The organism is Lactococcus taiwanensis (genome assembly GCF_014905395.1).
Classification (GTDB): Bacteria; Bacillota; Bacilli; order Lactobacillales; family Streptococcaceae; genus Lactococcus; species Lactococcus taiwanensis.
Map to the genome: position 1 here is coordinate 251,943 of NZ_BNDT01000003.1, position 19,220 is coordinate 271,162.

At 40.0% G+C, this 19,220-nt stretch carries 13 protein-coding genes; 8 read left to right on the forward strand and 5 right to left on the reverse strand.

Annotated elements, in window-relative coordinates; all coding sequences use genetic code 11:
• Positions 1–120: 120 nt before the first annotated feature.
• The 6 genes from JKP71_RS05310 to JKP71_RS05335 all read left to right on the forward strand — a co-directional run bounded on the left by JKP71_RS05310 (position 121) and on the right by JKP71_RS05335 (position 7,405).
• Positions 121–744: a 5-bromo-4-chloroindolyl phosphate hydrolysis family protein gene (locus JKP71_RS05310; protein WP_082272326.1), complete on the forward strand. Its 624-nt coding sequence runs from the start codon at positions 121–123 to the stop codon at positions 742–744.
• Between the two features lie 150 nt (positions 745–894).
• Entirely contained in the window at positions 895–2,064 is a 1,170-nt protein-coding gene (locus JKP71_RS05315) for a toxic anion resistance protein (RefSeq protein ID WP_075525732.1), read from the forward strand.
• A 122-nt stretch (positions 2,065–2,186) separates the two neighbouring features.
• Positions 2,187–3,335 carry an N-acetylglucosamine-6-phosphate deacetylase gene (gene nagA / locus JKP71_RS05320; protein ID WP_075525731.1) on the forward strand — a complete coding sequence of 383 codons (1,149 nt, stop codon included), beginning with the start codon at positions 2,187–2,189 and terminating at the stop codon, positions 3,333–3,335.
• A 350-nt stretch (positions 3,336–3,685) separates the two neighbouring features.
• The gene (gene pfkA, locus JKP71_RS05325; protein WP_075525730.1) at positions 3,686–4,708 is read left to right on the forward strand and encodes a 6-phosphofructokinase; all 1,023 of its coding nucleotides are present in this window, start codon (positions 3,686–3,688) and stop codon (positions 4,706–4,708) included.
• A 91-nt stretch (positions 4,709–4,799) separates the two neighbouring features.
• Entirely contained in the window at positions 4,800–6,308 is a 1,509-nt protein-coding gene (gene pyk, locus JKP71_RS05330; protein ID WP_075525729.1) for a pyruvate kinase, read from the forward strand.
• Positions 6,309–6,427: 119 nt separating this feature from the next.
• Entirely contained in the window at positions 6,428–7,405 is a 978-nt protein-coding gene (locus JKP71_RS05335; protein ID WP_075525728.1) for an L-lactate dehydrogenase, read from the forward strand.
• Between the two features lie 137 nt (positions 7,406–7,542).
• Here the strand turns inward: JKP71_RS05335 and JKP71_RS05340 are convergent, their stop codons facing one another.
• The 5 genes from JKP71_RS05340 to JKP71_RS05360 form a co-directional block, all read right to left on the reverse strand.
• Positions 7,543–8,496, reverse strand: coding sequence for an ABC transporter permease (locus tag JKP71_RS05340; RefSeq protein ID WP_200407288.1), 954 nt, complete (start codon positions 8,494–8,496; stop codon positions 7,543–7,545).
• Entirely contained in the window at positions 8,493–9,587 is a 1,095-nt protein-coding gene (locus JKP71_RS05345; RefSeq protein ID WP_075525726.1) for an ABC transporter permease, read from the reverse strand. The genes JKP71_RS05340 and JKP71_RS05345 overlap by 4 nt, the downstream gene beginning before the upstream one ends.
• Positions 9,580–11,100, reverse strand: a complete 1,521-nt coding sequence (locus JKP71_RS05350; RefSeq protein WP_075525725.1) for an ABC transporter ATP-binding protein — start codon at positions 11,098–11,100, stop codon at positions 9,580–9,582. The genes JKP71_RS05345 and JKP71_RS05350 overlap by 8 nt, the downstream gene beginning before the upstream one ends.
• A gap of 183 nt (positions 11,101–11,283) precedes the next feature.
• Entirely contained in the window at positions 11,284–12,099 is an 816-nt protein-coding gene (locus JKP71_RS05355; RefSeq protein ID WP_200407289.1) for a putative RNA methyltransferase, read from the reverse strand.
• Positions 12,100–12,159: 60 nt separating this feature from the next.
• A complete protein-coding gene (locus JKP71_RS05360) occupies positions 12,160–13,785 on the reverse strand; it encodes an Rqc2 family fibronectin-binding protein (protein ID WP_200407290.1) in 1,626 nt (541 codons plus the stop codon).
• Positions 13,786–14,040: 255 nt separating this feature from the next.
• Here JKP71_RS05360 and JKP71_RS05365 point away from each other — a divergent pair, with 255 nt between their 5' ends.
• Positions 14,041–14,493: a DUF3592 domain-containing protein gene (locus JKP71_RS05365; protein ID WP_200407291.1), complete on the forward strand. Its 453-nt coding sequence runs from the start codon at positions 14,041–14,043 to the stop codon at positions 14,491–14,493.
• A gap of 280 nt (positions 14,494–14,773) precedes the next feature.
• Positions 14,774–19,114 carry a phage tail tube protein gene (locus tag JKP71_RS05370; RefSeq protein ID WP_200407292.1) on the forward strand — a complete coding sequence of 1,447 codons (4,341 nt, stop codon included), beginning with the start codon at positions 14,774–14,776 and terminating at the stop codon, positions 19,112–19,114.
• Positions 19,115–19,220: the final 106 nt, after the last annotated feature.

Consider the following 19,220-nt stretch of genomic DNA (forward strand, 5'->3'; position numbering starts at 1 on the left):
GTATGATTTAGGGTTTAAATATTATGATAAAATAGAGATATAGCGATAAGGGCTATTTCTTAGAAATGAATTAGAAAATTAGAAACTTGTGATTACAGGACACAAGCAGGAGGGAAAAATATGTTAGTCAATTTATCTATGTACCATCACGGAATGATGACAGGGGGTGATCATTGGGGGATTGTGAACATGATTTTTGGTTTAGTCCTCTTTTTCTTGGTGATTAAAATGATAATTGGAATTGGGTTTATGCAAAAAAATAAACGAGACGATAAAGGAAGCTATAAAGATAAGACGATGAATTTAAAAGGAAATATCGAGCGTTACCATGAAGCAGGACTTTCTGATAGTGATATAAAGATTTTCCGTGAAAATTTAGCAGAAGCAAAAGACAGTATTGAAACATGGGAAGCTAAAATTAAAAAAGATGATGATTTACAAGTCGTAGAATCTGTGACAGGTGGGCTAGATGCAAGTAAACAAACTTTTAAATATATCGTTCAACATCCTCAAGAATTGACAAAGCAAAATGATTTTCTCTATAAAGATTTGCCTAATATGGTCAAGTTAACAGAAAAATATCTTGATATGAAAAAGCAAGCAGTCCGCACAGAAGAAATCAAACGAGATTTGGATGAAACTTTGCTTTTGATTAAGACTTTGTCGCATTCCATTTCCAAGAACTACCATGAAATTTTGATGGATGACGTCAATGTCATTAAACAACAAGTTGATTTTGACTGATGACATTATGTGAGCGTCTTGAAGCTTTTCATAATTTATAGGACAGTTACTGACAGCGCAGTCAGTAATAGTTACAACTCTGATATTCCTGTCATTTCTGACAGGAATAATTTATAATAGAACTAAATTAAGAAGTAAAGGAATAATATGATGGAAAATCCAATATTAGATGATTTGATGAAAGGTGATCAGGTCATCAAAGAGGCTGACCAACTTGATGAGCAGCAAAAAACAGAAATTGTCGAAATGCATAAAAATGCCTCTTTAGCCGCAGTGGATGCTTTATCTCCTGAGGAGTTAGAGAAAGCTAAAGAACTTTCAAAACAGCTTGATGAAAACAGCGCACAATCTGTGATCAGCTATGGTGCGACTGCTCAAGATAAAATCTCTGCATTTTCTCAGAGTGTGCTTAATAAAGTGCAAGCTCAGGATTTGGGAGAAGTAGGGACCTCTCTCACTGATTTAATGTTTAATCTGCAACAAGCTAACCCCAATGAACTTGTTGCGGAAAACAAGGGCTTATTTACCAAGATGTTTGGTAAAGTTAAAAAATCGATTTTTGAGGTTACTCAAAAATATCAAAAAATCGGTGCAGGAATTGATAAAATTTCTGCTAAGTTGAATAATGAGCAACAAGGTTTGCTACAAGATAATGAAACTTTAGACAAATTATATGATGAAAACCTTAATTATTTTAAAGCCTTGAACGTATATATAGCTGGTGCAGAATTAAAGATTCAAGAATTAGATCAAGAAGTATTACCACAAGCTAGAAAAGAAGCACAAAGCTCGACAGACAACGCGATTATGGTGCAAAAAGTCAATGATTTAGAGTCTTACAAAAATCGCTTAGAAAAACGGGCACACGATTTGAAATTAGCACGTCAGTTAACGATTCAACAAGCACCACAGATACGTTTGATTCAAAACACTAATCAGGAATTGGCCGAAAAAATTCAGACTTCTATCAATACAGCGATTCCCCTTTGGAAAAATCAGGTTGCTATTGCACTCACCCTCTTAAAACAAAAAGATGCGCTGACCAGTCAACGCATTGTGTCTGAAACAACTAACGATTTATTACGTAAGAATTCGGAAATGCTAAAAAATTCAACCATTGAGGCGGCGATTGAAAATGAACGTGGACTGGTGGATGTTGAAACGCTCAAGTTAACTCAACAAAACCTTGTCGATACCATTCAAGAAACTTTGCGTATTCAAGCAGATGGTCGCCAAAAACGTCAACAAGGCGAACTTGAACTTTCCAAGATGGAAGAAGAAATTAAAGAAAAACTTTTGCAGCTTTCTAATAAGCAATAAAAGATTTACTGACAGCTCTGTCAGTAAATTTTTTTAATTACTTTATAAAATTGGTCTATACTGTTTGTTGACAAAAGCGTGAAAGGGTGCTAAAATTAAAGAAAATAGAAATAGGAGATACTATGACTTATTACATTAAAGCGGATCAATTTTTCTATCCTTATGAAACTAAAAAAGGTGGATACCTTGAAATCTCTGATGGAAAATTTGGAGAATGGACAGAAGAAGTACCTACTTCGGCCGACATTTTGGATTACACGGGCAAATCAATCGCGCCAGGACTTGTTGAAACACACATTCATGGTTTTGGTGGAGCTGACGCACAAGATGCACAAGTAGAAGGAATCATGGGGACCATGTCAGAAGGACTCCTTTCTGCGGGTGTTACTTCGTTTCTACCAAGTCCTTTGACAGATGATCATGAAGGCCTTAAAGAAGTATGTACAGTTGTAGGGGAACATTACAAAGAAGCACGCGGAGCTAAAATCCGTGGGATTTTCTTTGAAGGACCTTTCTTTACAGAAGAGCACAAAGGTGCGCAAAACCCTAAATACATGCGTGATGCTAAAATGTGGGAGTTAGAAGACTGGCAAGAAGCAGCTCATGGAATGCTCAAAAAAATTGGACTTGCTCCAGAGCGTGCTGGTTCAGAAGAATTTATCCGTAAAGCAACAGAAGCCGGTGTCGTTGTAGCACTTGGTCATTCGAATGCGACCTATAAGCAAGCAGTGGCTGGTGTACAAGCAGGCGCAACAATGTGGGTTCACACATTTAATGGAATGTCTGGGATGACCCATAAAGAACCAGGAATGGTAGGAGCAATCCTCAACACGCCAAATACTTATGCCGAATTAATCTGTGATGGTCACCACGTGCGCCCAGAGGCTGCGGAAATTGTTGTCAAGATGAAAGGGGCAGACCATGTCGTTTTAATCACTGACTCGATGCGTGCTGCTGGTTTGCCAGATGGTCCATATATGCTTGGTGAATACGAAGTAGAAGTACGAGATGGTGCGGCTTGGCTTCCGACGGGTCGTCCTGCTGCCTCTATTCTAACTCTTAAAACTGCAGTAAAAAATGTCGTAGATTGGGGCATCGCTACCCCGGCAGAAGCTGTAATGATGGGTTCACTTACCCCAGCGAAATCCGTTCATATTGATGATGTCTGCGGTCAAATAAAACCAGGCCTAGATGCAGATTTCATTGTATTGGACGATCATTTAGAACTTGTGGCGACCTATCTTGATGGTGAAAAACGTTATGAAGCTTAAATAAAATTCTACCTTATAAAAAAAGCCTTCAAGGACTGATAAAGACAAACAAAACTCCGAAAATTGTTTGTCTTTTTTGTTAGAATAAAGAAAGATACTATGAAAATTAAATAAAAAAGCTCGCAATTTATCGAACAATTTCGGCTCAAAACTTAGGAAAACCTTTGCAAAATAAGGAGCGAATATTTTTTTGTAATGTAAACGGTTTATGCAGTTTTTTACAAGATTTTTTTATAAATACGTGATATAATGAACTAGACAACAAAGGAGCATAGCTTTCGAAACCACGCGCTATTACTGACGTGGGGCCGATGAAACTATGTAACACAATTTCGGAGGACAGTTATAAAATGAAACGCATTGCAGTTTTGACTTCTGGTGGGGACGCACCAGGAATGAATGCGGCTATTCGTGCAGTTGTTCGTAAAGCGATTTCTGAAGGTATCGAAATCTACGGTATCAATCACGGTTATGCAGGAATGGTTGCAGGAGATATTTTCCCACTTACATCAGCGTCAGTTGGTGACAAAATTGGTCGTGGTGGAACGTTCTTGTACTCAGCACGCTACCCAGAATTCAAATACGAAGAAGGACAACTTGCTGGGATTGAGCAACTTAAAAAATTCGGCATCGAAGGTGTCGTTGTAATTGGTGGTGATGGTTCATATCATGGTGCAATGCGCTTGACTGAACATGGCTTCCCAGCAGTTGGTCTTCCAGGAACGATTGATAATGATATCGTTGGAACTGACTTTACGATTGGTTTTGACACAGCTGTGTCAACAGTTGTAGATGCCTTGGATAAAATCCGTGATACTTCATCATCACATAACCGTACTTTCGTTGTAGAAGTAATGGGACGTAATGCTGGAGATATTGCTTTGAATGCTGGTATCGCTGCTGGTGCGGATGATATTTGTATTCCAGAAAAAGAATTTAAGTTTGAAAACGTAGTTAACAATATCAACAAAGGCTACGAAAAAGGTAAAAACCACCATATTATTGTCCTTGCTGAAGGTGTGATGTCTGGTGAAGAATTTGCTACAAAACTTAAAGAAGCAGGCTACGAGGGAGACCTCCGTGTTTCTGTTCTTGGTCACATCCAACGTGGTGGTTCACCAACAGCTCGTGACCGCGTCCTTGCTTCTCGCATGGGTGCTCGCGCTGTAGAATTGCTTCGTGATGGTATCGGTGGTGTTGCCGTTGGTATCCATAATGAAGAACTTGTTGAAAGTCCAATTCTTGGTACTCCTGAAGAAGGTGCCCTCTTTAGCTTGACTGAAGAAGGTGGTATTAAAGTCAACAATCCTCATAAAGCAGGTCTTGAACTTTACCGTCTTAACTCAGCACTCAACAATCTTAACCTTAACTAATGTTACTGCACTCTGTTTCTAGTTAAGTGTTATTGTACGCATAATTAGAGATAGAGATATAATTAATCAAATTATAGGAGAAAAACACAAAATGAATAAACGTGTAAAAATCGTCTCAACTCTTGGCCCAGCCGTTGAAACTCGCGGTGGAAAAAAATTCGGAGAAAAAGGATACTGGGGAGAAGAGCTTGATGTCGAAACATCAGCAAAATCAATCGCAGCCTTGATTCAAGAAGGCGCTGATGTCTTCCGTTTCAACTTCTCACATGGTAACCACGAAGAACAAGGTGCTCGTATGGCAACTGTTCACCGTGCAGAAGAAATTGCTGGACGTAAAGTTGGTTTCTTGCTCGATACTAAAGGCCCTGAAATGCGTACTGAAGTCTTCGAAGACGGTGCTGATTCAATTAGCGTTGTGACTGGAGATAAATTCCGTGTGGCTACTAAACAAGGTTTGACATCAACTCCAGAATTGATCGCATTGAATGTTGCTGGTGGTCTTGATATCTTTGACGATGTTGAAGTTGGTCAAACTATCTTGATTGACGATGGTAAACTTGGTTTGACTTTGACTGGTAAAGACGTTTCAAAACGTGAATTTGAAGTTGAAGCACAAAACGATGGAATTATTGGTAAACAAAAAGGTGTTAATATCCCTAACACTAAAATTCCTTTCCCAGCTCTTGCTGAACGTGATGATGCGGATATTCGTTTCGGACTTTCACAACCTGGTGGAATCAACTTTATCGCTATCTCATTCGTACGTACTGCAAATGACGTTAAAGAAGTACGTCGTATTTGTGAAGAAACTGGAAATCCACACGTACAACTTTTGGCTAAAATCGAAAACCAACAAGGTATCGAAAACCTTGATGAAATCATCGAAGCAGCTGATGGTATTATGATCGCTCGTGGTGACATGGGTATCGAAGTTCCATTTGAAATGGTTCCAGTTTACCAAAAATTGATTATCAGCAAAGTTAACAAAGCAGGTAAAATCGTTGTTACTGCAACAAACATGCTTGAATCAATGACTTATAACCCACGTGCTACACGTTCAGAAATCTCAGACGTATTCAACGCTGTTATTGATGGAACTGACGCAACAATGCTTTCAGGTGAATCTGCTAACGGTAAATATCCACGCGAATCAGTTCGTACAATGGCAACTGTTAACAAAAACGCTCAAACAATGTTGAAAGAATACGGACGTCTCCACCCAGAACGTTATGATAAATCAACTGTAACAGAAGTTGTTGCTGCATCAGTTAAAAATGCCGCAGAAGCAATGGACGTTAAATTGATTGTTGCTTTGACTGAATCTGGTAACACTGCACGCTTGATTTCTAAACATCGTCCAGATGCTGATATTTTGGCTGTTACTTTTGACGAAAAAGTTGAACGTGGTTTGATGATTAACTGGGGTGTAATTCCAATGATGATGGAACGTCCTGCTTCAACTGATGATATGTTTGACGTTGCTGAAAAAGCTGCTTTAGCTTCTGGTTTGGTAGAATCAGGCGATAACATTATTATCGTTGCTGGTGTTCCAGTGGGTACTGGTCGCACTAACACAATGCGTATCCGCACAGTTAAATAATTATTATACAAGGCAACTGTGCCTGTCACTTATGACAGGCATTATTGCTGAAAATCTGAAATAAAAAATTAATTTATTTTATCAAGCTTATTTGAAATTTGAAAGGAATTAAAGAAATCATGGCAGAAAAACAACGTAAAAAAGTTATCCTTGTTGGTGATGGAGCAGTAGGATCTTCTTACGCATTCGCTCTTGTAAACCAAGGTATCGCACAAGAATTGGGTATCGTCGATCTCTTCAAAGATAAAACTGAAGGTGATGCGATGGACCTTTCACATGCGCTTGCATTTACTTCACCTAAAAAGATCTATTCAGCAGACTACTCTGATGCTGCGGATGCTGACCTTGTAGTTTTGACTTCAGGTGCTCCACAAAAACCAGGTGAAACTCGTCTTGACCTTGTTGAAAAGAATCTTCGTATTACTAAATCAGTAGTTACTGAAATTATGAAATCTGGTTTCGATGGAATTTTCCTTGTAGCCGCTAACCCAGTTGATATCTTGACTTATGCAACCTGGAAGTTCTCTGGTTTGCCTAAGAACCGTGTAGTAGGTTCAGGTACATCACTTGATACTGCACGTTTGCGTCAAGCTTTGGCTGAAAAAGTCGGTGTAGATGCTCGTTCAGTCCATGCCTACATCATGGGTGAACACGGTGACTCTGAATTTGCTGTATGGTCACATGCTAATGTAGCTGGTGTCACTTTGGAACAATGGTTCCTTGAAAACGACTATCTCAATGAAGCAGAAATTGTTGGACTCTTTGAAGGTGTTCGTGATGCAGCTTATGAGATTATCGCTAAAAAAGGAGCAACATTCTACGGTGTTGCTGTAGCTCTTGCTCGTATTACTAAAGCGATCCTTGATGATGAACATGCGGTTCTTCCTGTATCTACTTTCCAAGAAGGTCAATACGGTGTAGAAGGCGTATACCTCGGTCAACCAGCTGTTGTTGGAGCTGAAGGTGTTGTGAACCCAGTTCATATCCCACTTAATGATGCTGAAATGCAAAAAATGCAAGCATCTGGGGCTCAACTTAAGAAAATTATTGATGAAGCATTCGAAAAAGAAGAATTTGCTTCAGCAGTAAAAAACTAATTTCCTAATAATTAACAGAAAAACAGGTCTCGAATAGACCTGTTTTTTGTTTGTGCCTCGAGCAATAAAGTGATTTATCGAGTTTATTTACAGTATAGGGAACAAAAAACAGCCTTTGATGAAGGCTGTTTTGTAATTTATTTGGATTTGATATAGTTAACTCCGTCTGCTTTAGGTGCAACAGCCTTACCAAGGAAAAGGGCAAGAACTACGATAGTGAATACGTAAGGGGCCATTTGTAAGAAAGCTGATGGGATTTCTTTTATCCCAGGAATTTGTCCCCCTACAACTGCGAGTGATGTGAATAGACCGAATAGGAGTGAAGATAACATAGCACCAATTGGGTTCCATTTTCCGAAGATCATCGCCGCAAGAGAAATAAATCCTTGACCAGCTATGGTTGACACTGCGAAGTTACCAGAAATGGCTTGAGCATAAATCGCTCCACCAATACCTCCGAGAACACCCGATAGAAGGACTCCGGCCCAACGATAAGCATAAACATTAATGCCTAATGTATCCGCAGCTTGAGGATTTTCACCTACAGAACGAAGACGTAGCCCAAAGCGAGTTTTGAATAAGGTATACCAAGCGAGAACAGCGATAACGATGGCTAGAAAGCCAGGAAGTGAAGTTTGGCTAAAGAAAATCTTACCAATAATAGGTATTTGTGACAGAAGAGGCACATTCCAGTAACCAATCTGTTCACTTATATTTATCTGCCCTTGATGATACAGGACTTGAAGAAGAAAGACGCCTAAGGCCGGAGCCATTAAGTTGAGGACAGTACCTGAGACGATATGATCTGCACGAAGGTTAACCGTTGCAACAGCATGCAGTGAGGAGAAGATGGCTCCCACTAAAGCTCCAAATAGAATGGAGAGCCAAGGGGTCATACTTCCAAAGATATTAGCAGTGGTCAAGTTAAAGACGACAGAGCTGAATGCACCAATGGTCATGATGCCTTCTAACCCAACGTTTACGATTCCACCTCGTTCTGAGAACACACCACCAATACTCGTGAAGATGAGAGGGGTTGAATAGATGAGCATGTTTGCCACAATAATTTGAAGCGTATCTACGAGATTCATACATTATCTCCTTTCTTCTTGCTAGCCTCAATTGATTTCATGGCTTTGGCTTTTGGTAACATCACCTCGATAATGAATTTTACTGCAATGAAGAAAATAATTGCCGCGGTAACAACTTTGACAATTTCTGGTGGAATACCATCATTCATCATACCAGGCGCACCAGTTTGAAGAACTGAGAAAAGGAGAGCAGCAAAGAGAATTCCAATCGGGCTATTTCCTCCTAGAAGGGCAACGGCCATCCCATTAAAACCAATATCTAACGAGGTAGATTGTGAGACAAAGTTTTGCATGTATCCAAAACCATAGACGACTCCACCAAGTCCAGCTAAAGCTCCAGCAACGATCATAGACAAAATGATGGTACGTTTGGAAGAGATACCAGCGTATTCTGAGGCATCTGGGTTTAAACCAACAGCTTTGATCTCAAAACCAAGCGTTGTTTTTGAAAATACAATTGCCATAATGATTAATGCAATGATTGCAATAATCAGTCCGATATTTAAAGTAGAATTATCAGTTAATGAGGACATCCACTGAGTTCGGAAAGAAGCGTTAGTACTGATAAGTTTAGTTTGGTCTGTCGTGTTATCCATGAGTATATTTTTTTGAAACATATCATGAATCATGAAGGTTGAGAAAAATAAGATAATGTAATTCAACATGATTGTCGTGATAACTTCGGAGGTTCCTAACAAGGCTCTTAAAATCCCAGGAATGAATCCCATAAAAGCACCGAAGAACATACCGATGATGATCACTAAAGGAATCATGATTAGTCGAGGAATATCTGGAAAACTTAAAGCAAACCACATGGAGGTAATCCAACCTGCCAAGGCTTGCCCAGACATCCCAATATTGAAGAGCCCAGCTTTCATCGCAACAGCAAAAGAAAGAGCGGTGAGAATGAGTGGTCCAGCAGTTTGTAGTGTCTCACCAATGGCACGAGCATTCCCTAAGGCTGAAATGAAGAGATCTTCATAGCCCCAAATGGGATTATAGCCAAAGGCTAACATAATCACTGCTCCAAGCAAGAAGCCAAAAACGATAGCAATGAGTGGTACGAGTATTTTTCTAGACTTACTATTCATTAATTTTACCTCCAACCATCAGTATACCAAGTTCTTGTTTTGTGGTTGTTTCAGGCGTAACAATTCCTTGGATTTGTCCATCATGAATGACAGCGATTCGATCAGAGACGTTTAGAATTTCATCAAGCTCAAAGGAAACCACAAGTACTGCTTTACCTTCGTCACGAGCTTGTATCAAGCGTTTGTGAATATATTCAATTGCACCGACATCTAAACCACGGGTTGGTTGTGCAACAATGAGAAGATCTGGATTACGATCAATTTCACGGGCAATAATGGCTTTTTGCTGATTACCGCCTGAGAGTGAAGCAGCGGAAACCCATTCTCCTGCTCCGCGGACATCAAATTCTTGCATAAGCTCACGGGCATGACTATTAATTTTATTATAGTCTAAAAAACCATAGTTGCTCATAGGTGCTTTATAATAAGTTTGTAGAGCAATATTTTCAGCGACTGTCATTTCAAGAACAAGGCCATCACGATGACGGTCTTCAGGAACGTGTCCTACTGATTCTTCAGTAATCTTACGTGGGCGATGATTTGTGATTTCTTTTTGACGAATCTTAATGGAGCCGGATTCAACTTTCATAAGACCGGTGATTGCTTTGATCAGCTCTGTTTGACCATTACCATCTATTCCGGCTAAACCTACAATCTCTCCTGCTCGTACATCTAAAGAGAGGCCTTTTACTTTGAGAGAACCACGACTTTCTTTGACATTGAGTGCTTTGATATCAAGCACTACCTCTTTAGGAGAAGCAGCACTTTTTTCTGTAACAAATGAGACAGAACGTCCTACCATCAATTCCGCGAGCTCTTGATTAGATTTATCCCCTAGCTCAACAGTATCAATTGATTTTCCACGGCGAATGACTGTGATACGGTCTGCTACAGCGCGTATCTCATCTAATTTATGAGTAATTAAAATGATTGATTTACCTTCTTTGATGAGGTTTCTCATAATTTGCATCAATTCAGTGATTTCAGCAGGGGTTAGCACAGCGGTTGGCTCATCAAAGATTAAGATATCGGCACCCCGGTAGAGTGTTTTTAGAATCTCGACACGTTGTTGTTGACCAACAGAAATGTCTCGTACCAAAGCATCAGGTTCTACACTAAGACCGTAGCGTTCGGAAAGTTCAAGAATTTTTTTCTTGGCAGACTTTAAATCAAGGTTGATTCCTTTAGTGATTTCATTGCCTAGAATAATATTTTCGGCAACGGTAAAAGCATCAACAAGCATAAAATGCTGGTGAACCATACCAATTCCGAGATTAGCAGCTTTTGATGGAGAATCGATATTTTCGAGTTTTCCATTGACATGGACTTCGCCCTCAGTAGGCTCAAGGAGTCCTGAGAGGATATTCATCAACGTTGACTTTCCAGCGCCATTTTCGCCAAGTAACGCATGAATCTCCCCTTTCCTCAACTCAAGATTGATTTTGTCATTGGCAACAAAATCGCCAAAACGCTTGGTGACATCAATCATTTGAATGACATTTTCATTCGCCATAGTGGCTCCTTCTTTAAAAAATAATGATGTAAATAGTAAAATTACAAATTTAATTATACCAAAATTGTCTGAATTATGAAAGAGCTTTTATAGGTTGAAAAGTATCCGTTTACATGGAAGAAAATATTTTCTTTAAAAGTTTTAAAAGTGGAAAAAAATAACACTTTTAACAGTGTAAAAGTGTTATTTAATGCGCTTTAGAAGGTCTATTTCAATACTGATTGTAACTTCTAAACTATCATATTTTTTTAAATTTTCAATTCCTTCTGGTTTAATTTTCCAATAATGCGGTGTCATCAATAGAAGACTTAATAAATCTTCCGTTGATTGAATTTTAGTTCGATAGTGATAATGATCTCTTATTACTTCAAAACCAGGGAAAGTTTTAATGGCACTTTTTTTGGCTTTTTCGTGAATTTCTGGATAAATAATATTTTTGAGCTCCACCAAGTGATTAGGAGCAGCTCTGACAATAAGAATATGACCATCTGACGAGAGAATACGGTCGATTTCTGGTACGGAATATTCTGCAAACATAGATAAAACAGTGTGTATTGAGTGGTCAGTAAAAGGGAGCTTTGCAAAGTTTGCAACTAACCAGTTAATGTCGGGATTTTTTTTAGCCGCCATCCGTACTCCTAATTTAGAGATATCAAGTCCATAATATGAATGTGATTGCGGTCGATAATTTTTTTGAAATCGTGAAAGGTAATAGCCTTCACCACACCCTATGTCTACAAGTGAATCATTAGGTTTTATGATGAGATTAAGATGATGATTAACGCGATCAGAAAGTTCTTGATAATAACCCCTGCTAAGGAAAGTACGGCGTGCTTCCATCATTTCCTTAGAATCACCAGCTGTCTTTTTAGCATTTAAAAGAAGATTGAGATACCCCTCTTTTGCTAAATCGAAGCTATGATTGTTTATACATCTGAAGCTTTTGTTCCCTTGGCGTAAGCCTTCATTGCAGACGGGACATTTTAAGAGTTCATTCATTTTTTTAACTCTTTCTAATAAGAAAAAATATTTACTGACCATGTGGTCAGTAAATAAAGATTATTTAGTTAGTTTTCTGGATTTGATGACTGCCTCATCAGGAGTGACGCGGATTGTTTTTTCACGATCATAAGTGACAAATCCAGGAGCAGTACCAGTGGGTTTGTGAAGTTTTTTTGCTTCTAGAACGTCAACTTGTACGAGATTAGAATAACGAGCTTTACTGAAATAAGCAGCTAATTCACCGGCAAAAGTGATAGTTTCATCAGACGGGTCTGGATTTCCTGTAATCAAGACATGACTTCCTGGAATATCTTTGACATGGAACCAAAGGTCACCGCGACGAGCAAGTTTAAAGCTGACCTGCTCATTTTGTAAATTATTTTTCCCGACAAGTATAATCGTACCATCCTCTGCTTGATACTTTTCAGGTGGTAACATTTTTTGCTTTTTGTTTCGATGTTTTTGTTTAATATAACCCGTCTGAATTAATTCTTCGCGGATGTCGGCGATTTCTGGCACGTCGGCATTTTCTAAGTTTGATTCTACAGATTCGAGATAGTCAATGGTCTGACGTGTTTTTTGAATTTGTTCTCCTAGAAATTTCACCGCTTGTTTTAATTTCTGATAGCGATGGAAGTAGCGCTGAGCGTTTTGAGCAGGGCTAAGTGCAGGATTGAGTGCTATTTCAAGGGGTTCATTGGTATAATAATTTTCTAAAGTGACACTATTTTTATCATTAGGAACTTGATGTAAAAAAGTGTTGAGGAGTTCACCTTTTTGACGGAATATCTCAGCATTTTCAGTAGCCTGGAGTTCACGTTCTTGCTTTTTCAACTTGTCCCGATTTTTCTTTAATTCATTTTGAATTTTCTTGATAACCGATGCAGCAACTTGTTTGACCCGGTCACGTTCTGCTTTATCAGAATAATAGACATCTAGCATCTCAGACAGGGTTGCAAAGCTGACCGCTTCGTCAGCAAGCTGAAGGCTAGAAAAACGGTCATCAGGATAAATAGAAGGAAAAACGCGAGTGAGTTTGTCTTTAAAATCTGCTACTGACAGCCCAGTCAGAGCTTGTTTTGAATCTTTCCCAATGCCTTGGAAGACTTGCTGCAACTGATTCGTTTGTAAGGCTTCGAAGATTTGTTCATCCGTTGCTTCAAAAGGATTAATGGTTTCTTCACGTAAGGGCGGGGCAATATAAGTTGAACCAGGTAAAATTGTCCGATATTGGTTTTGAGAAAAGCCAATGTGCTTGATAGATTCGATAATTTTTTCAGAAGTTTTTTCTAAAAGTATAATGTTACTATGTTTGCCCATGATTTCGGCGACTAAAGCAATTTTAAGCTGATCACCTATCTCATCTTTTGTGGAAATATGAAAGATAATTTGTCGATCATTGCCGACTTGCTCAATGCTTTCGATAAATGCGCCAGCTAAATACTTACGTAAAATCATTACAAAATTATTAGGATTTTGTGGGTTTTGGAAGTCCGTTTTTGTCAATTGGACGCGCCCAAATACAGGATGTGCTGAAAGAAGGAGTTTTTGGGATTTTCCAGCTGCTCGAACCGTTAATACAAGTTCCTGTTCAAAAGGTTGATTTATTTTTTGAATCCGCCCGCCTACTAAGGCTTGCAGCTCATTGGTCATATGATGTAAAAAAATACCGTCAAAGGACATAGGTGCCTCTTTTCATGTTTTAAGTTACTGACAGCTCCGTCAGTAATAAAATAGTTTAATCTATGCTCATTTTATCAAAAAATGACAAATTTTTCTTTAATCTTTATATAAAAAAGTTAAGTTGGAAAAAGTTATTTACTCGTTCGTAGTTTTTGGTCTAGTATTCGACTTTTCAAGCTGAAAAATGGTAAAATAAAAAAAGGTTTAGATGGAAATATTAAGAGAAAGATTTTAAAGATAACATAGGGTAAAAGTATGAATAAACTGATCACTTTGTTGCAGCGTATTTTGCGCATTATTATGTTCATTGTCGCTGTTGCAATGCTTGGAGGGGCTTTATTTTTAATTGGCTTACACCAGGCTAATAAAAATTTAGAAAAAACTCCGATTACTGCCCAGATTGTCTATGGGGACGATTTAAAATCTGTTCATGAAGTAAGTTATCAATTTGAAGGAAAAAAATATGTTCGTAGACCGCTAGATGTCTACTTTCGTAAACTGGGTAGCGAAGGTGAAAAAGTTACTGTCTATGTCGTAAATAATCGACCGGGTCGTGTCTTCCTTACAAGAAGTGGGAAAGGACTCATCGACTCAGCCGGCTTATTTGGTGGTTGGAGCTTAGTCTTATTCTTAATTTTATTTGGAGAATACCAGCTTATGCGAAGGATGAAAATGTTGGAAAAGGTTATTGAAGATAAAAGTGAATAACATAACAAAAATTATGTAAAGCAGTGTTTTTAGGAACACTGCTTTTTATTTTGCTCTTGAAAATGTAAAAGAAGTTTGATATTCGGGCTCCGTTTTTTGTGCAACCACTACTGTGATAGTCAAATATAGTCAATGAAATTGTAGCCAATTTATTAATATTTATATCCAAGTTCGTGTATAAATAATGTATGTAAAGGATTACAACTACAATATTTCAAATAAATATGCAACGACTGATCACCGAAGCATGTTTGAAGATGCCAGATTTAGGAGGAAGACAATGGACACCCTTAAGCAAACAAAACTTTCGAAGACAAAACTTATTACCAAACGGAAAGTACTCTCCGCTACTATGTCAGGTGGTTTACTGATGACATCGATTTTGGTTCCCACAGCATATAGTCTTCTTGAACATCAGATCACAGCCAAGGCAGATGTCTTAGATATAGATTTACTCAGTAATGTTAACTCGAGCAATACTAGTGGAACTACAGCAGAGAACCGGTGGACAAGTGAATCGGGTGCTCAAAATGTTAACTTTACCATTTCTGGTAGTACTTTAGCTGGAGCTTCTCTTCTCAATGGACAACGTTATGCTGTACTTGCCGTTCCGCAGGAACTCCGCGGTTTTGTTTCACCCAACGGCAACACAACTGTTAATACAAACATTACGGTAGATCTAAATCAAGTAGCTCTGTTAAATACGCTCGTTTCTGCAGGGGACACCTTCCTTAACAGTGTGACAACACTCTTAGACAGCAACCCTCTAGCAAGTCTGGACTTGACAGAAGTAACTCGTCAACTTAATCTATTGAAGAGTGTACAGAGTATTGGTGGGGGAAATTTTTCAGCTACAACAAGTATAGATGGAACAGGAGCCCTAATTAGCGCTCAACTTGATGATGGACTTGGCCAAGTACTTGCTCAAAATCTGACCACGATTTTGAGCAATTTAAAAAATGCGATTAATGCTTTGCAAGCAACTGGACTCGCTGCAACTGTTGTCAACACAGCGCTTCTTCCTTTAAAAGCCACATTTACTGCTGCTGTCGATGTTGTGCTCAATCCCTTAATCAATGGCACAGGCGATATTCTTAGTCAACTCCTAAATGCGTCAGTATTAGGAGATACGAGTATTACTATTCCGACTACAATCACTCCACCTACTTTGCAAGGGCCATTAGATGCTCGCTTTGTTGGGACGGCAGTAAAATCTAATTTTCTTGATGTCAGTATCTTGAGCAATGCAAACGGGGTCTCGTATGTCTATCTAGATGGCACTAATTCAGCAACATTAGTCGCCCCGATAGGCAACCTTGAAGCTACAACAAGTGCGTCAGGAGCAACAGATGCCACAGCCGATCTGCCCACTACTCTGAAAGATAGTACAGGAGCAGATGTTTCTGTAACTTCAATCATTACAGATAGTACAGGAGCGACCGTTACAAATGGTAGTTTAGGAGCAGGCACTTATACCGTTACATATTCAGCAGCAGGTTATGATGATGTCACGCAAACACTGATTGTATCAGATCCTAGCACGACGGCAACATTAGTCGCCCCGACAGGCAACCTTGAAGCTGCAACAAGTGCGTCAGGAGCGACAGATGCCACAGCTGACCTGCCCACTACTCTGAAAGATAGTACAGGAGCAGATGTTCCTGTAAGCTCAATCATTACAGATAGTACAGGAGCGACCGTTACAAATGGTAGTTTAGGAGCAGGCACTTATACCGTTACATATTCAGCAGCAGGTTATGATGATGTCACGCAAACACTGATCGTATCAGATCCTAGCACCACCGCAACATTAGTAGCCCCGACAGGCAACCTTGAAGCTACAACAAGTGCGTCGGGAGCAACAGATGCCACAGCCGATCTGGCCACTACGCTTAAAGATAGTACAGGAGCAGATGTTTCTGTAACTTCTATCATTACAGATAGTACAGGAGCGACCGTTACAAATGGTAGTTTAGGAGCAGGCACTTATACCGTTACATATTCAGCAGCAGGTTATGATGATGTCACGCAAACACTGATCGTATCAGATCCTTCAGATACAACTGCTCCTAATGCTCCAGTTGTTACTGAAGTATCTGGGAATTCTCAAATAGGATATACTGTGAAAGGGACAGCTGAACCGAATGCTATAGTTACAATCTATGACGATGCAAATAACCAAGTAGGGACTGCTCAAGCGAATGCTTCGGGAGAATTTACAGTAACTCTTGCTGGTGAGATCGGTCCAAGTTCTCTTTTAAGTATTACGGCAACAGACAGCTCTGGTAATATCAGTGATTCTGCAAACTTCAATACTCCAGGAGATCCTATTCCAGGAGCGCCTACAGCTACAGCAAGTGGTGATTCTACTAATGGTTACACTGTGAGTGGTAATGCTGAGGCAAATTCTACTGTTACAATCAAAGATTTAGATGGCAATATTTTAGGAACTACTGTCGCTAATGATGATGGTTCATACAGTGTAGCTTTACCAGTTGGCCCACGTCCAGAGCAGACACTAGAAGCTACAGCCACAAATAGTTTTGGAGAAAGTAGCTCCACAACTTTCGTTACCCCTATGGATCCAAGCTTAAATGCTCCTTCGGGTACTCTAACAGCTACAACTACTGCTCCAGGAGCGTCGGATGCTAACGCTCCAATATTGACAGAGCTTACAGATAGCAACGGTAACACCGTTTCTGTGACAGCCGTAATCCGTGATAGTGAGGGTGAAATTGTGGTTAACGGTCAACTTGCTGCAGGGAGCTATACTGTTACTTACTCGGCACCAGGGTATGCAGACGTAACCCAAATTTTGGAAGTAACAGATGCACCAGACACCACGGCCCCACAAGCACCAACAGTAGGAGGAGTGACAGGTAATTCGACAGATGGCTATGTAGTGAGTGGTACTGGTGAAGCAGGGTCAACCATTACAATTAAAGACGATGCCGGCAATACAGTAGGCACGGGTACCGTTGATTCGGAAGGTAACTATAGTATTGAAGTGCCCGGTAGTGTCGGACCAGATGCCCCATTAACAGTAACGGCTACAGACAATTCAGGCAATACTAGCCAACCGACAAGTACCACAACACCAAGTGACCCAGACACCACGGCCCCCGAAGCGCCAACAGTAGGAGGAGTGACAGGTAATTCGACAGATGGCTATGTAGTGAGCGGTACTGGTGAAGCAGGGTCAACCATTACAATTAAAGACGATGCCGGCAATACAGTAGGCACCGGTACCGTTGATTCGGAAGGTAACTATAGTATTGAAGTGCCCGGTAGTGTCGGACCAGATGCCCCATTAACAGTAACGGCTACAGACAATTCAGGCAATACTAGTCAACCGACAAGTACCACAACACCAAGTGACCCAGACACCACGGCCCCCGAAGCGCCAACAGTAGGAGGAGTGACAGGTAATTCGACAGATGGCTATGTAGTGAGTGGTACAGGTGAAGCAGGGTCAACCATTACAATTAAAGACGATGCCGGCAATACAGTAGGCACCGGTACCGTTGATTCAGAAGGTAACTATAGTATTGAAGTGCCCGGTAGTGTCGGACCAGATGCTCCATTAACGGTAACAGCTACAGACAATTCAGGTAACACTAGCCAACCGACAAGCACCACAACACCAAGCGACCCAGACACCACGGCCCCACAAGCACCAAAAGTTACTTCAGTATCCGGAAATTCAGGAAAAGGATATACGATAAAAGGGAAGGCAGAAGCGGGAGCTTTGGTCAACGTTTACGATAACGATAATAATCTTTTAGGTAGTGTACGAGCAGACAGTAATGGCTCCTTTACCATTGTTTTACCTAAGGGCAGTGTTGGTGCTAATCAGCCTTTGACTTTAACAGCAACTGATAAATCTGGTAATACAAGTGGGAAAGCTTACAGTGTGACACCAGCCGATCAAGTGATTGCTCCACCCTCTGCTGTTGCCACTGGTTCTTCATCAAAAGGTTATACCATCTCTGGATATGCTGGTAAAGAATACGCTGGGGGAACAGTAACGATAGTGGTCCCTGCCCCACAATCAAAATTATTCCGAGCTAACTTAGCTCTCCCAGGGCAAGTATTGGGTGTGGCAACAATTGATGCAAATGGTAACTATGTATTGATAGTTGAACCAGGAGCAGCTTACGCTTTGGAAGATTTGCAAGCTTATACAACTTATGATGGACTGGTAAGTGTAATGACTAACTTCACCACACCAGCCGATCCAACTGACACAGGAGGTAATACAGGAAACGGAAACAACAATGGTAATAACACAGGAACGGGAGGTGAAGGAACAGGAACAGGAACAAGTCAACCAGTAGTTAGTGATGGTAGCAATGGAGCAACTTCAGGGCAAACAGGAAATGGGAATGGTGGACTAGAAGCAACTCCTATTTCAAATTCTGGTACGAATTCTTGGGGGAATGGTAATACTACGCCTTCTCTTCAATCCGCATCGGGGCTAACTAACTCAACAAGCGGTAAAAACTTTGGCGCGAATAGCCTTCCTAGTACTGGTGAAGCAAGTACGGGATGGCTTGGTGCACTTGGAGCGTTCCTTCTAACATCACTTGGAAGTTTATTATTCTGGAGAAAAAAACAGTAAAATAACTAAGGAGGTATATTAATAGTAAAAGAACTATAAATAAGAAAAAATATGTGAAAGAATTTTCAAGCTTATTGTTAGGATAATTCTTAAGAATACGATAGAA